This window comes from Variovorax sp. GW821-FHT10D07, assembly GCF_059415325.1.
In genome coordinates, this window is sequence record NZ_JBWKMZ010000011.1 from 143129 (window position 1) to 155300 (window position 12172).

The window sequence follows — 12172 nt, forward strand, 5'->3', positions numbered from 1 at the left end:
GCGCACCCCTGCAACCCGCGGGGGCGCGACCCGAACGCCATGAACAAGCTGCTGCTGCATCCCGCCGCCAAGCCCGTCGTCTTCCTGCTGTGCCTGCTGCCCTTCGCGTGGCTGGCCTACGGCGTGGTGGTTGACCAGCTGGGCCCCAATCCCCAGGAGTACCTGATCCGCGCGACCGGCGACTGGACCTTGCGCTTCCTGTGCATCGTGCTGGCGGTCACGCCGCTGCGCGTGACGACGAAGTGGAACGGTCTCGCGCGCTTTCGGCGCATGCTGGGCCTGTACGCCTACTTCTACGTGGTGCTGCACCTGCTGTGCTACGCGTGGTTCGACATGGGGCTCGACTGGGGCGAGATCGCGAAGGACATCGCGAAACGGCCGTTCATCCTCGTAGGTTTCTCGGCCTTCGTGCTGCTGACCCCGCTGGCGCTGACCTCGTTCAATCGCGCGATCAAGGCCATGGGCGCGAAGCGCTGGCAGCTGCTGCACAAGCTGGTCTACCTGATCGCGGGGCTCGGGCTGCTGCATTTCTTCTGGATGCGCGCGGGCAAGAACAACTTCGCCGAGGTGTTCGTCTACGCGGCGATCATCGGCGTGCTGCTGGCGTGGCGGCTCTGGCGATGGATGAGCGCCCGCAAGGCGGGCGTGCCGGCGGCGCGGGCCGGCACGCGGGCGCGGCCGTCGAACTAGCCGCGGTCCCCGCTCAGCCCTTGGCGGCCTGCAGCTCGGCCTGCAGCTGGTCCTCGATGGTTTCGCGCCGGCGGATCAGCGTGGCCGCCGCGCCGCTCACGAGCACCTCGGCCGCGCGTGCGCGGGTGTTGTAGTTGCTCGCCATGCTCATGCAGTAGGCACCGGCCGAGAGCACGCCCAGCAGGTCGCCGGCCACCACGTTGAGTTCGCGGTCGCGGCCGATCCAGTCGCCGCTCTCGCAGACCGGGCCCACCACGTCGTAGCTGGTGGCCGTGCCAGCGCGCTCGCGCACCGGCACGATGCGATGGAAGGCCTGGTACATCGCGGGACGCGGCAGGTCGTTCATGGCCGCATCGACGATGCAGAAGTTCTTGTCCTCGCCGGGCTTGGTGTAGAGCACCTCGGTCAGGCACACGCCGGCATTGCCGACCAGCGAGCGGCCCGGCTCGATGACCAGCTTGCGCTGGCCGAAGCCGCGCGCGTCGAGCCGCGCGAGCAGCTGCTGCCACAGCGCATCGGCCTGCGGTGGCGTCTCGCCGTTGTAGTCGATGCCCAGGCCGCCACCGAAGTCCAGGTGATGGATGGGGATGCCCGCGGCCTCGATCGCCACCACCAGGTCGAGCACGCGCTCGAAGGCATCGAAGTAGGGCGAGGCCTCGGTGATCTGCGAGCCGATGTGGCAGTCGATGCCGACCACTTCGAGGCCCGGCAGGCTGGCCGCATGGCGGTAGGCCTGCACCGCGCGATCGTGCGCGATGCCGAACTTGTTGCCCTTGAGGCCGGTGGAGATGTAGGGGTGCGTCTTGGGGTCGACGTTGGGATTGATGCGGATGCTGATCGGCGCGCGCGCCTTCTCGGCCAGCGCCACCTCGTTGAGCACGTCGAGCTCGGCCTCGCTCTCGACGTTGAAGCAGGCGATGCCGGCCGCGAGCGCCTGCCGCATCTCGGCGCGGGTCTTGCCGACGCCCGAGAAGATGATCTTCTTCGGATCGGCGCCGACCGCGAGCACGCGCGCCAGTTCGCCGCCCGAGACGATGTCGAAGCCGCAACCGGCCTCGGCGAACACGCGCAGCACGCCGAGCGAGGAGTTGGCCTTCATCGCATAGCAGATCAGCGCATCGCGGCCCTCGAAGCCGCGCTGGTAGGCCGCCAGCGCGTCGAGCATCCACTGCTTCGAATAGACGAACAGTGGCGTGCCGTGCTCGCGCGCGAGCGCGTCGAGCGACACGCCTTCGACCTGGAGCGCGCCGTCGCGCTGCGCGATATGGGGATGGCCGGGCAGGGGAAGGGTGCTCATCGGGCGGCTCCGCTGCTGGCGGTGGCGGGCTTCGGCGCGGCCTGGCCGGCGCTGGAAGAGGGAGTGGCATCGCTGTTGCCGCCGGGCATGCTGGGCGTCAGCAGATCGGGCAGCGTGGCGCGCTGCGAGGCGGCCGGATCGGTCGGCAGGTAGAGCGCGCCGCGTTGTCCGCAGGCGGCCAGGCCGAGGGTGGCGGCGGCGAGGCAGACCATGAGCGCAGTGCGGCCGCGGGCGCTCACTAGAATTTGGTGGACATTCAACATAACGAAATTGTAATGACGGACTCCGAATACATGGACCGCGCCGAAGCCGCGCTGGCGGCGATCGAGCAAAGCTGCGACCGCCTGAACGACGCCACGGACGCCGACATCGACAACCAGCGCGTAGGCGGCATGATCACGATTTCGTTTCCCAACGGCAGCCAGCTGATCGTGAACCTGCAGAAGCCGCTGCAGGAGATCTGGCTGGCGGCGCGCTCGGGTGGCTACCACTACCGCTTCGACGGCCAGGCCTGGGTCGACACCAAGAGCGCGGAAGAGTTCTTCGGCAATCTGTCGCGCGAGGCGACCCTGCAGGCGGGGCAGCCGCTGAGCTTCACCGCGGGCTGAGGCCCGCGACTCGGCCGACGCGGCATCAGTTGCGGAACAGGTCGAGGATGCGGCTGCGCTCCTCGGGCGGTGCCGGCGGGCTCACCGGCGCGCCGCTCAGCGATTCGGCCGGCGCCGCCGGTGTCGTGTCGACACCCAGGCTGGCCACGCCGCGGCCCGGCGCGTAGTCGTCGTAGTACCACTCGCCGCCCACGTTCACCACGCCGGAAGGCGGCGCGGTCGAGAGGTCGGTGACCGGTGCGCCCTTGATGGCGGTTTCCATGAAGTTGATCCAGATCGGCAGGCTCAGGCCGCCGCCGGTTTCGCGGTCGCCTAGGTTGCGCGGCGTGTCGTAGCCGATCCACGAGATCGCGGTCATGGTGGGCTGGAAGCCCGCGAACCAGGCGTCGAGCGAATCGTTGGTGGTACCGGTCTTGCCGTAGAGGTCGGGCCGCTTGAGCATCGCCTGGGCCTTGGCCGCGGTGCCGGCGCGCGCCACCGACTGCAGCAGGCTGTCCATGATGAAGGCGTTGCGCTGCGGAATGGCGCGCAGCGCCTCGTTGAGCAGCGGCGGCTGCTTGTCGACCAGCAGCTTGTCCTTGTGGTCGGTGATGCGCGTCACGAGGTAGGGATTGACGCGGTAGCCGCCGTTGGCGAACACCGAATAGCCGACCGCCATCTGCATCGGCGTGACCGAGCCCGCGCCGAGCGCCATCGGCAGGTAGGCCGGGTGCTTCTCGCGCTCGAAGCCGAAGTTGGTGATCCAGTCCTGCGCGTAGCGCGTGCCGATCGACTGCAGGATGCGGATCGAGACCAGGTTCTTCGACTTCATCAGCGCGGTGCGCATCGACATCGGACCGTCGTAGCCGCCGCCGTAGTTCTTGGGCTCCCAGGGCTGGCCACCGGTGGTGCCGGCATCGAAGAACAGCGGGCCGTCGTTGATCACGGTGGCGGGCGTGAAGCCCTTCTCGAGCGCGGCCGAGTAGATGAAGGGCTTGAAGCTCGAGCCCGGCTGGCGCCAGGCTTGCGTGACGTGGTTGAACTTGTTCTTGCCGAAATCGAAGCCCCCGACCAGCGCCTTGATCGCGCCGTCGCGCGGGTCCATGGCGACGAAGGCGCCTTCGACCTCGGGCAGCTGGGTGATCTCCCAGGTGTTCTTGGGCGTCTTGACCACCCGGATCACCGCGCCGCGACGGATCTTGATGTTGGGCGGTGCCTTGTCGGAAAGGCCCGATTGCGCGGGCTTGAGGCCTTCGCCCGTGATCTGCACCGCGTCGCCGTTGCCGCGCACCGCGTCGATCTGCTTGGCCGTGGCCTTGAGCACCACGGCGGCCATCACGTCGCCGTTGTCGGGATGGTCGCTGAGCGCGTCGTCGACGGCTTCGTCGAGGTCCTTGGCATCGTTCGGCAGCTCGACGAACTTCTCGGGGCCGCGATAGATCTGGCGGCGCTCGTAATCCATGATGCCCTTGCGCAGCGCCTTGTAGGCAGCGGCCTGGTCGGCCGCCACGAGCGAGGTGTAGACCTTGAGGCCGCGCGTGTAGGTGCTGTCGCCGTACTGCGCATACATGAGCTGGCGCACGGTCTCGGCCACGTACTCGGCATGCAGCCGGTTCGGATCGGCGGCATCGCGCAGGTGCAGCTCTTCCTTCTTGGCGGCCGCGGCCTGCTCGGCGGTGATGAAGCCGGCGTCCTGCATGCGGTCGATCACGTAGAACTGCCGGCCGCGCGCGCGCTGCGGGTTGTTCACCGGGTTGTTCGCGCCGGGGGCCTTGGGCAGGCCGGCCAGCATCGCGGCCTGGGCGATCGTGAGCTCGGACAGCGGCTTGCCGAAATAGGCCTCGGAGGCGGCGGCGAAGCCGTAGGCTCGGTTGCCGAGGTAGATTTGGTTCAGGTAGATCTCGAAGATCTGGTCCTTGCTCAGCAGGTGCTCGAGCTTGAAGGTCAGCAGCACCTCGTAGATCTTGCGCGTCAGCGTCTTCTCGGAGCTCAGGTAGACGTTGCGTGCCACCTGCATGGTGATGGTGGAGGCACCCTGGCTCTTCACGCGGTTCATGTTCGCGAGGCCGGCGCGGATCATGCCCTTGTAGTCGACGCCGCCGTGGTCGTAGAAGCGGGTGTCCTCGGCCGCCAGCACGGCGTCCTTCACCACCTTGGGGATGGCGGAGATCGGCGTCAGGTTGCGGCGTTCCTCGCCGAATTCACCGATCAGGATGCCTTCGGCCGAGAACACCCGCAGCGGCAGCTTGGGCCGGTAGTCGGAGAGCTCGGAGATGTCGGGCAGGTTCGGATAGGCGACCGCCAGCGCTACCGCGACCACGCAGATCACCGACAGCACGCCGGCCGCGGCGATGCCCAGCCCCCAGAACACGAAACGCAGCAGCCATTTGAGCCAGGCGGGTCGGGTGGAGGTGGGGGGAGTCTTGGCTGGGCGCTTGGGATTTGGCGTTGGCCGTGTGTTTTCTTGCATGGAGGGCCCGAGAGTCACCGCGCATTATAAAAAGCCACCCCCTGAGCGGGCCCGGATGTTTCCTCGGGCGCCCAGTCCTAAATCGAAAGTTACAGAACGAGGCTTTAACGTCAGGTTTTGACAACGTTCGACCATTCCGCCCCGATCCCTCGCTTGGATGCCTTGGAGCGTGCTGCTAGCATGCAACCGAACGCATATTTTTCTATTGGTTACAAATGCAGGGGAAGAGGGACAGAACTTGGCTGCTCTTGGAACGTTGTTTCGTCGTCAGAACGCCCCCCTGCTCGGGCTGGATGTCAGTTCGTCCAGCGTCAAGCTGGTCGAGCTCGGCCGTGAAGCCAGCGGCAAGCTGATCCTGGAACGCTGCGCCATCGAGCCCCTGGAGCGGGGCTGGATCACCGATGGCAACGTCGAGAAGTTCGACGAAGTCGCCGAGGCCGTGCGCCGCGTGGTGCGCAAGAGCGGCACGCGCACGCGCAATGTCGCGCTGGCGCTGCCGCCGTCGGCGGTGATCACCAAGAAGATCATTCTTCCGGGCGGGATGAGCGAGCAGGAGCTCGAAATCCAGGTCGAATCGGAAGCAAATCAATACATTCCGTTCTCGCTGGACGAAGTGAGCCTCGATTTCTGCGTGACCGGGCCGAGCCTGAGCTCGGCGGGCGACGTCGAAGTGCTGATCGCCGCGTCGCGCAAGGAAAAGGTGCAGGATCGCGAAGGCCTGGCCGAAGCGGCGGGCCTCAAGGCCATGATCCTGGACGTCGAGTCCTACGCCTCGCGCCTCGCCACCGCGCGCCTGATCGAGCAACTGCCGAGCAAGGGCCAGGATGCGATCGTCGCCCTGTTCGAGGTCGGTGCCTTCACCACCAGCATGCAGGTGCTGCGCAACCAGGAAGTGCTGTACGACCGCGACCAGGCCTTCGGCGGTGCCCAACTGACCCAAATGATCGTGCGCCAGTACGGCTTCTCGGCCGAGGAGGCCGAGGCCAAGAAGCGCAGCGGCGATCTGCCCGACGACTACGGTGCGGGCGTCCTCAAGCCCTTCGTCGAGAGCATCGCCCAGGAAATCGCGCGCGCGCTGCAGTTCTTCTTCACCAGCACGCCGCACAACCGCGTCGACTACGTGATGCTGGCCGGCGGGTCGGCCTCGCTGCCGGGACTGAGCAATGCGGTGACGCGGCAGACCTCCTTCGCCTGCTCGCTCGTGAATCCCTTCGACGGCATGGAGCTCGGTTCGAACATCCGCGAGAAGAAGGTCCGGCGCGAAGCGCCTTCCTACCTGACCTCCTGCGGTCTGGCCATGCGGAGGTTCCTGCAGTGATCCTGATCAATCTGCTCCCTCACCGCGAGGCCGCGCGCAAGCGCCGGCGCGAGGCCTTCTTCGGCACCCTGGCCGCCGCCGCGCTGCTCGGTGGCCTGATCGCCTGCCTGGGCTACCTCTGGTTCGAGGCCCAGATCTCGGCCCAGCAATCGAAGAACCGCTTCCTGCAGGGCGAGATCAAGAAGCTCGAGGTCGAGATCAAGGAGATCTCGACCTTGCAGGAGGAAATCGCGGCGCTGCGCGCGCGCCAGCAGGCCGTCGAAGACCTGCAGGGCGACCGCAACCTGCCGGTGCATCTGCTCAACGAGCTGGTGCGGCAACTGCCCGATGGCGTCTATCTATCGAACATGAAGCAGGACAACCAGACCGTCACGCTGCAGGGCATGGCGCAGTCGAACGAACGCGTGTCCGAACTGCTGCGCAATCTCGGCAACAACAGCCCCTGGCTCGTGAAGCCGGAGCTGGTCGAAATCACTTCCGCCACCGTGAGCTTGAGTTCGAACCAGCGCGACCAGCGGCGCGTGGCGAACTTCACCATGCGCATCGGCCTCAAGCGTCCGACCGACGCCCAGAAGGCGGCCGACAAGGCATTGGCCACCGCGGCGCAGTCCAAGGGCTAGGCGATCATGGCAAGCAAACGCTCCTCCCCCAAAGTCGACGTCGGCGCTGCGATGCGCCGCTTCGGCGATCAGTTCCGTGGACTGAACCTCAACGACCCCGCGAACTGGCCGCCGGTGCCGCGCTATGCGCTGTGCCTGGGCCTGAGCGTCGTCGTGGTCGTGGCTTTGTGGTTCGTCTGGCTCACGAATTCGAACGACGAGCTCGAATCGGAGCGCAGCAAGGAAATCGCGCTGCGGACCGACTACCAAAAGAAGGTGGCGCAGGCCGCCAACCTCGACCTGCTGAAGAAGCAGCGCGAACAGGTGCAGCAGTACGTCACGCTGCTCGAGAAGCAGTTGCCGAGCAAGGCCGAGATGGATGCACTATTGTCGGACATCAATCAGGCCGGACTCGGCCGCAGCCTGCAGTTCGAGTTGTTCCGTCCGGGGCAGGTCGTGGTCAAAGACTATTACGCCGAGTTGCCGATCGCAGTACGCGTGACGGGCCGCTATCACGACATGGGGGCCTTCGCGGCCGACATCGCGAGCCTCTCTCGCATCGTCACGTTGAACAACCTGAGCGTGACGCCACAGAAAGACAAGGACGTGCTGACGATGGATGCGACCGCGCGTACCTATCGCTATCTCGACGAGGAGGAGCGCCTGGCCCAGAAGCGTGTCGCGGCCCCGAAGGGCAAGAAGAAATGAAGACGGCCATTCATCTGTTGTGGCTGCTGCCCGCCGCGATCGGCCTGAGCGGTTGTGGCAACTCCGAGCAGGAAGACCTCCAGCGCTGGATGGTGGAGCAGCGCGCCCAGGTCAGGCCCAGTATCACGCCGATCGCCGAGCCGAAGCGGTTCACGCCGCAGGCCTACACGGAAGCGTCGTCGTTCGAGCCCTTCAACAAGCTGAAGCTCACGCAGGCGCTGCGCCGCGAATCGAACCAGCAGGGCAGTTCCGATCTGATCGCGCCCGAGTTGGCGCGGCGCAAGGAGGCCCTCGAGGCCTTCCCGCTCGATTCGATGGCCATGGTTGGCACCATGAACCGCAACAGCCAGCCGGTGGCTCTGGTGAAGGTCGACAAGCTGCTCTACAAGGTGCGCGTCGGCGAATACCTGGGCCTCAACTATGGCCGCATCACCCGGATCAACGAAAGCGAAGTCGCCCTGCGGGAAATCGTGCAGGACGCGGCCGGTGAATGGATCGAACGCGCAGCATCGCTGCAGTTGCAAGAGAGTGCGAAATGAATCTACAAAAATCGAAGATGGCGCAGCGGCTGCGAAGCGCCGCGCTCGGACTGCTGGCATGTGGCATGTTTGCCATGGCCCATGCGCAAAACGCCATCGAGGCCGTGACGAGTTCGATGCAGTCCGGTGCGGAGGTGATCCGGATCGACCTGGCGCAACCTTTGGCCACGGTGCCCACGGGTTTTGCGGTCCAGACGCCAGCGCGCATCGCACTTGATTTCCCCGGTGTCACGAATGCCATCGGGCGTTCAGCGATCGAGATGAATCAAGGCAATCTGCGCTCGGTCAATGTGGTGCAGGCTGGTGAACGCAGCCGCGTGGTGCTCAACCTCAAGCAGGCCACGGCATACAAGACCGAGATTCAGGGCAAGTCGTTGCTCGTGATGCTCGAGCCCGTGGCCGGCGTCGCGCTTGCGGCGTCTGCTTCGGGGACCTTCGCCGAGAACCGAAACCGCGACATGCTGCCGTTGCGTGACATCGATTTCCGCATGGGAGCTGACAATACAGGCCGCGTCATCATCGATCTGGCCAACAACCAGGTGGGTGTCGATCTGCGACAGCAAGGCAAAACCCTGGTGGCGGAGTTCACCAAGTCCACGCTGCCCGAGGGACTGCGCCGTCGCCTCGACGTCGCCGACTTCAATACGCCGGTGCAGTCGATCACGGCCCAGCAGGCCGGCGACCGCGTCCGCATGACGATCGAGTCCAAGGGCGATTGGGAGCACAGCGCTTACCAGAGCGAGAACCAGTTCGTGGTGGAGGTCCGTGCGCGCAAGGTCGATCCGACCAAGCTGACGCAGGGCGTGGGCTACACGGGCGAGAAGCTTTCGCTCAACTTCCAGAACATCGAGATTCGCTCGCTGCTGCAGGTGATCGCCGATTTCACGAACTTCAACATCGTGACCTCCGATTCGGTGACCGGTGCGCTGACCCTGCGGTTGAAGGACGTGCCCTGGGACCAGGCACTCGACATCATCATGCAGGCCAAGAACCTCGGCATGCGCAAGAACGGCAGCGTGCTGTGGATTGCACCGAAGGACGAGATCAATGCCAAGGAAAAGCTCGAGTTCGAGGCAAAGGCCGCGATCGAGAATCTCGAACCGCTGCGGACGCAGTCGTTCCAGCTGAACTATACGAAGGCGATTGCCATTGCCCAAGGGTTGACGGGAACTGGCTCGTCAGCGGGTGGTGGTAGTGCCGGCACGGCCACGCGCATCTTGAGCCCGCGCGGCAGCGTGATCGCGGAAGCGCGCACCAATCAGTTGTTCGTGTCGGACATCCCCTCTCGTCTGAACCAGGTGGCCGAACTGATCCAGAAGCTGGACGTGCCGGTGCGGCAGGTGTTGATCGAGGCCCGTATCGTTGAAGCGACCGACACATTCGGCAAGTCGCTGGGCGCGCGCCTGGGGGGAGGTATTGCGGGCGAGCGCGTGGCTTCTGCCAACGGCAATCGGGCCTTCGGCAACTTTGGTGCGATGCCGGTCGTAACCCAAGGGACCAATGGCAGCGGAAGTACGGGCACCACCACCTGGACCAACTCGAACTTCGTCAACATGCCTGCGTCGGATCCCACCGGCAACGGCGTCGCCGCCGGCACCTTCGCGATCTCGCTCTTCAATTCCAGCTTCTCCCGTATGCTGAACCTCGAGATATCGGCACTCGAAGCCGACGGCAAGGGCAAGCTGGTGTCCAGCCCCCGCGTCATCACGGCCGACCAGACCAAGGCCCTGATCGAGCAGGGCGAGGAAATCCCCTACCAGCAGGCGACCTCGAGCGGCGCCACCTCGATCTCGTTCCGCAAGGCGGTGCTCAAGCTCGAAGTCACGCCGCAGATCACGCCCGAAGGCAACATCATCCTCACGCTGGATGTGAGCAAGGACGCGCGGGGCATCAACACCACCGCCGGCCCGGCCATCAACACCAAGCATGTCCAGACCGAGGTGCTGGTCGAAAACGGCGGCACGGTCGTCATCGGTGGTATCTTCGAGCTCAACGAATCCAATGACGAGTCGCGCGTGCCGGTGCTGGGTGAAGTGCCCTATCTGGGGGCGCTGTTCCGCACACGCACTCGCATTGCGAACAAGACCGAAATGCTCGTCTTTATCACCCCGAAGATGATTACCGACCGCAACGCCGCGCGCTGACGCGCGGGCGTAGCAGCCACGGCGTGGCCGTCGCACTCGTCGGATTGCCCGGCGCCGGAAAGTCCGCGGTGGGCCGGCGGCTGGGGCTTCGGCTCGATCTTCCCTTCGTCGACACCGACCACGAGATCGAGCAGCGCATCGGCTGCTCGATCCGCGATTACTTCGAGCGCGAAGGCGAAGCCGCCTTCCGAGACCTCGAGCAGCAGGTGATCGCCGAGCTGGCGGCCGGCGCGCATGGCGTGCTGGCCACCGGGGGCGGCGCGGTGCTGCGCGAGGCCAACCGGCAGCAGCTGCGCGGCCATTTCCACGTGATCTACCTGCGGTCCTCGCCCGAGGACCTGTTCCGGCGCTTGCGCCATGACGTCAAGCGTCCGCTGCTGCAGGTGGCCGATCCGCTGGGCCGGCTGCGCGAGCTGCACGACGCGCGCGACCCCTTCTACCGCGAGACCGCCCATGACGTGGTCGACACCGGCCGTCCCACGGTCGCGACACTCGTGAACATCATCGTGATGCAGCTCGAGCTGGCCGGCATCGTTCCGCCCGGTGCGCATCCCGAGGGCCCCGAGCCGCCCCCGTCCTCGGGCTAGAGAGGCCCGGGCCGGGCACGGATCGACCCTCGCGCGCCAAGGCGCTTGGCGCCGGCGCTCCGGCCCCTGGGCGCCGCACCGCCTAAACTCCCGCCATGCCATCGCCTGCCGCTTCCGCTTCCTCGCCCCCCCTCGAACGCGTCGACATCCCGCTCGGCGATCGCAGCTATCCCATCCTCATCGGCGCCGGCCTGTTCGACGATCCCCATACCTACGGCATCGTGCCGCAGGCGGCCAGCGCGCTGATCGTCAGCAACACCACGGTCGCGCCGCTCTACGCCCAGGCACTTCGCCAGGCGCTGGCCGGCCGGTTCCGGCAGGTGCATCTGCTCGAGCTGCCCGATGGCGAGGTCTACAAGAACCTCGAGACCCTGAACCTGATCTTCGACGCGCTGCTCGGCCACGGCAGCGACCGCAAGACCGTGCTGTTCGCGCTCGGCGGTGGCGTGGTCGGCGACATGACCGGCTTCGCGGCCGCCAGCTACATGCGCGGCGTGCCCTTCGTCCAGGTGCCGACCACCTTGCTGGCGCAGGTCGATTCCTCCGTCGGCGGCAAGACGGCTATCAACCATCCGCTGGGCAAGAACATGATCGGCGCGTTCTACCAGCCGCAGCTGGTGGTCTGCGACCTCGGCACCCTGCAGACCCTGCCGCCGCGCGAACTCAGTGCCGGCCTGGCCGAGGTCATCAAGTACGGGCCGATCCACGACATGGCCTTTCTCGACTGGATCGAAGCCAACATCGAAGCCCTGGTGGCGCGCGATCCCGCCGCGCTCGCGCATGCAGTCAGGCGCAGTTGCGAGATCAAGGCGCTGGTGGTCGGCCAGGACGAGCGCGAGACCGGCCTGCGCGCCATCCTCAATTTCGGCCACACCTTCGGCCATGCGATCGAATCGGGCCTGGGCTATGGCGAGTGGCTGCATGGCGAGGCCGTGGGCTGCGGCATGGTGATGGCGGCGCGGCTGTCGCAGCGCCTCGGTGGCGTGGACGCGGCCTTCGTCGAGCGCCTGACCCGTCTGATCCAACGCGCCGGCCTGCCCACGGTCGGTCCTGACCTCGGCGCCGACCGCTACCTCGAGCTGATGCGCGTCGACAAGAAATCCGAGGCCGGCGAGATCCGCTTCGTGGTGATCGACAAGCCCGGCTCCGCGATCATGCGCGGCGCGCCCGACGCGCTGGTGCGTGAGGTGCTCGCGCAGTCCTGCGCGGCGGCCTGACCCATTCCGATGGCCG

12 protein-coding genes are annotated in these 12172 nt (G+C 66.3%); 9 read left to right on the forward strand and 3 right to left on the reverse strand.

All coding sequences use genetic code 11. The annotated features are described in order from the left end of the window. Positions 1-39 precede the first annotated feature (39 nt). On the forward strand, positions 40-690 hold the full coding sequence (msrQ, locus tag AC07PU_RS28315; RefSeq protein ID WP_495321720.1) for a protein-methionine-sulfoxide reductase heme-binding subunit MsrQ: 651 nt from the start codon (positions 40-42) through the stop codon (positions 688-690). A 13-nt stretch (positions 691-703) separates the two neighbouring features. Here msrQ and lysA read toward each other — a convergent pair whose 3' ends face one another. Together lysA and lptM are read right to left on the reverse strand one after the other, a co-directional pair. Continuing rightward, on the reverse strand, positions 704-1987 hold the full coding sequence (gene lysA / locus AC07PU_RS28320; protein ID WP_495321721.1) for a diaminopimelate decarboxylase: 1284 nt from the start codon (positions 1985-1987) through the stop codon (positions 704-706). Then, the gene (lptM, locus tag AC07PU_RS28325) at positions 1984-2199 is read right to left on the reverse strand and encodes an LPS translocon maturation chaperone LptM (protein WP_495321722.1); all 216 of its coding nucleotides are present in this window, start codon (positions 2197-2199) and stop codon (positions 1984-1986) included. Before lptM ends, lysA begins: the two co-directional genes overlap by 4 nt. Before the next feature lie 63 nt (positions 2200-2262). Between lptM and cyaY the strand changes: the two genes are divergently transcribed. Beyond that, positions 2263-2595, forward strand: coding sequence for an iron donor protein CyaY (gene cyaY, locus AC07PU_RS28330; RefSeq protein ID WP_093352029.1), 333 nt, complete (start codon positions 2263-2265; stop codon positions 2593-2595). Between the two features lie 25 nt (positions 2596-2620). Here the strand turns inward: cyaY and AC07PU_RS28335 are convergent, their stop codons facing one another. Continuing rightward, positions 2621-5044, reverse strand: coding sequence for a penicillin-binding protein 1A (locus AC07PU_RS28335; protein WP_495321723.1), 2424 nt, complete (start codon positions 5042-5044; stop codon positions 2621-2623). Positions 5045-5282: 238 nt separating this feature from the next. Between AC07PU_RS28335 and AC07PU_RS28340 the strand changes: the two genes are divergently transcribed. The 7 genes from AC07PU_RS28340 (at position 5283) to aroB (ending at position 12156) form a co-directional block, all read left to right on the forward strand. Next, positions 5283-6362, forward strand: coding sequence for a pilus assembly protein PilM (locus tag AC07PU_RS28340; protein ID WP_208509128.1), 1080 nt, complete (start codon positions 5283-5285; stop codon positions 6360-6362). Then, positions 6359-6982 (forward strand): PilN domain-containing protein, encoded by a 624-nt coding sequence (locus AC07PU_RS28345; RefSeq protein ID WP_495321724.1) that lies wholly within the window; start codon positions 6359-6361, stop codon positions 6980-6982. The genes AC07PU_RS28340 and AC07PU_RS28345 overlap by 4 nt, the downstream gene beginning before the upstream one ends. Positions 6983-6988: 6 nt before the next feature. Continuing rightward, positions 6989-7669, forward strand: a complete 681-nt coding sequence (locus AC07PU_RS28350; RefSeq protein ID WP_495321725.1) for a type IV pilus inner membrane component PilO — start codon at positions 6989-6991, stop codon at positions 7667-7669. Continuing rightward, positions 7666-8208: a pilus assembly protein PilP gene (locus AC07PU_RS28355; RefSeq protein WP_495321726.1), complete on the forward strand. Its 543-nt coding sequence runs from the start codon at positions 7666-7668 to the stop codon at positions 8206-8208. Before AC07PU_RS28350 ends, AC07PU_RS28355 begins: the two co-directional genes overlap by 4 nt. Next, positions 8205-10352 carry a type IV pilus secretin PilQ gene (locus tag AC07PU_RS28360; protein WP_495321727.1) on the forward strand — a complete coding sequence of 716 codons (2148 nt, stop codon included), beginning with the start codon at positions 8205-8207 and terminating at the stop codon, positions 10350-10352. The genes AC07PU_RS28355 and AC07PU_RS28360 overlap by 4 nt, the downstream gene beginning before the upstream one ends. A gap of 23 nt (positions 10353-10375) precedes the next feature. Continuing rightward, positions 10376-10939 (forward strand): shikimate kinase, encoded by a 564-nt coding sequence (locus AC07PU_RS28365; RefSeq protein WP_093352010.1) that lies wholly within the window; start codon positions 10376-10378, stop codon positions 10937-10939. A gap of 95 nt (positions 10940-11034) precedes the next feature. Beyond that, positions 11035-12156: a 3-dehydroquinate synthase gene (gene aroB / locus AC07PU_RS28370; RefSeq protein ID WP_495321728.1), complete on the forward strand. Its 1122-nt coding sequence runs from the start codon at positions 11035-11037 to the stop codon at positions 12154-12156. Positions 12157-12172: the final 16 nt, after the last annotated feature.

Bases quoted from the DNA above. Each gene is read 5' to 3' on its own strand.
- msrQ (WP_495321720.1), top strand. From the start codon at position 40: ATGAACAAGCTGCTGCTGCATCCCGCCGCCAAGCCCGTCGTCTTCCTG.
- lysA (WP_495321721.1), bottom strand. From the start codon at position 1,987: ATGAGCACCCTTCCCCTGCCCGGCCATCCCCATATCGCGCAGCGCGAC.
- lptM (WP_495321722.1), bottom strand. From the start codon at position 2,199: ATGGTCTGCCTCGCCGCCGCCACCCTCGGCCTGGCCGCCTGCGGACAA.
- cyaY (WP_093352029.1), top strand. From the start codon at position 2,263: ATGACGGACTCCGAATACATGGACCGCGCCGAAGCCGCGCTGGCGGCG.
- AC07PU_RS28335 (WP_495321723.1), bottom strand. From the start codon at position 5,044: ATGCAAGAAAACACACGGCCAACGCCAAATCCCAAGCGCCCAGCCAAG.
- AC07PU_RS28350 (WP_495321725.1), top strand. From the start codon at position 6,989: ATGGCAAGCAAACGCTCCTCCCCCAAAGTCGACGTCGGCGCTGCGATG.
- AC07PU_RS28355 (WP_495321726.1), top strand. From the start codon at position 7,666: ATGAAGACGGCCATTCATCTGTTGTGGCTGCTGCCCGCCGCGATCGGC.
- AC07PU_RS28360 (WP_495321727.1), top strand. From the start codon at position 8,205: ATGAATCTACAAAAATCGAAGATGGCGCAGCGGCTGCGAAGCGCCGCG.
- aroB (WP_495321728.1), top strand. From the start codon at position 11,035: ATGCCATCGCCTGCCGCTTCCGCTTCCTCGCCCCCCCTCGAACGCGTC.